The 1,824-nt window shown below is 61.1% G+C and carries 1 protein-coding gene; it reads left to right on the plus strand.

The features are described 5' to 3' along the window. Window positions 1-1,773 (plus strand): acyl-CoA dehydrogenase (locus OQK_RS08605; protein ID WP_081489839.1); only part of this gene is annotated, 1,773 nt, incomplete at its 5' end. Between the last annotated feature and the right edge of the window lie 51 nt (window positions 1,774-1,824).

The raw sequence follows: 1,824 nt of genomic DNA on the forward strand, positions 1-1,824 counted from the left end.
CTGGCTTTCGAGCTGTACGAAGTCCTCGATGCCGAGGGCCTGACCCGGCGCGAGCGCTTTGCCGAGCACAATCGCGAGACCTTCGACGCCGCCATCGGCACCGCGCGCAACATCGCCGAAAAGTATTTCGCCCCGCACAACCGCAAGGGCGACGAAAACGAGCCGCGCTATGAAGATGGCCAGGCCATTCTGATTCCCGAAGTGAAACCGGCGGTGGATGCCTTTCTCGAGGCTGGCTTCCTCAACGCCGCACGCAGCTTCGAGGCCGGCGGCATGCAATTGCCGACCCTGCTGTCGCAAGCCTGCTTCGCGCACTTTCAGTCCGCCAACGCAGCGTCGACCTCATACCCGTTCCTGACCATGGGCGCGGCCAACCTGATCGAGAGCTTCGGCAGCGAAGAGCAGAAACAGCGCTTCCTGCAACCGATGATCGACGGACGTTTCTTCGGCACCATGGCCCTGACCGAGCCCCATGCCGGTTCGTCACTGTCGGACATTCGTACCCGCGCCGAGCCTGCATCCGACGGCACCTATCGCCTGAAGGGCAACAAGATTTTCATTTCCGGTGGCGACCATCCGCTGTCGGAAAACATCGTGCACATGGTTCTGGCCAAACTGCCCGACGCCCCACCGGGGGTGAAAGGTATTTCGCTGTTTATCGTGCCGAAGTTTCTGGTCAACGACGACGGCAGCCTCGGCCAGCGCAACGACGTGCTGCTCGCCGGTTTGTTCCACAAGATGGGCTGGCGCGGCACCACATCGACGGCGCTGAACTTCGGCGATAACGGCGAGTGCGTCGGCTATCTGGTAGGCAAGCCACACTATGGCTTGAGCTACATGTTCCAGATGATGAACGAAGCGCGGATCGGCGTCGGCATGGGCGCGGTGATGCTCGGCTATGCCGGTTACCTGTATTCGCTGGAATATGCGCGTGAGCGGCCGCAGGGCCGGGTGCCGGACAGCAAGGATCCGAGCACAGCGCCGGTGGCGATCATTCAGCACGCGGACGTCAGACGCATGCTGCTGACGCAGAAATCCTACGTCGAAGGTGCGTTTGACCTCGGCCTGTACGCCGCGCGGTTGTTCGATGACACCACCACGCTGGAAACCGAAGCCGAACGCAAACAGGCTCATGAACTGTTGGACCTGCTGACGCCGATCGTAAAATCCTGGCCTTCGGAGTTTTGCCTGAAGGCCAATGAACTGGCGATCCAGATCCTTGGCGGTCACGGCTACACCCGCGAATACCCGGTGGAGCAGTACTACCGCGACAACCGCCTGAACCCGATCCACGAAGGCACTCACGGCATCCAGTCGCTGGATTTGCTCGGGCGCAAGCTGGCGCAGAACGGTGGCGCCGGTCTCAAGCAGCTGATTCGATTGATCGCCAACACGGCCGAACGTGCCACTGCATACGATTCGTTGACCACCCTGCGCGAACCGCTGGAAAAACTCGTGGCCCGCTTGCAAACCGTGACCATCGGCCTGCTCACCGATCTGGCCCAAGGCAAGATCAACAGCAGCCTGGCGAACTCGGCGCTGTACCTGAAAGTGTTCGGCCACGCAGTGATCGGCTGGCGCTGGCTGGAGCAGGCGATTCGCGCCGAGGAAGGCCTGGCCAAAGGGAATGCGGCGGATGTCGACTTCTATAAGGGCAAGTTGCAGGCGGCGCGGTATTTCCTGACATGGGAAGTGCCGGGTTGCCAGCATGAGCTGGACTTGCTGGAGGCGCGGGATGATACGTGTCTGGGGATGCGTGAGGAGTGGTTCTAAAAGCAAAAGATCGCAGCCTTCGGCAGCTCCTACAGGAAACGCATTCCAATG

Source organism: Pseudomonas sp. R62 (assembly GCF_000257605.1).
GTDB lineage: Bacteria > Pseudomonadota > Gammaproteobacteria > Pseudomonadales > Pseudomonadaceae > Aquipseudomonas > Aquipseudomonas atacamensis.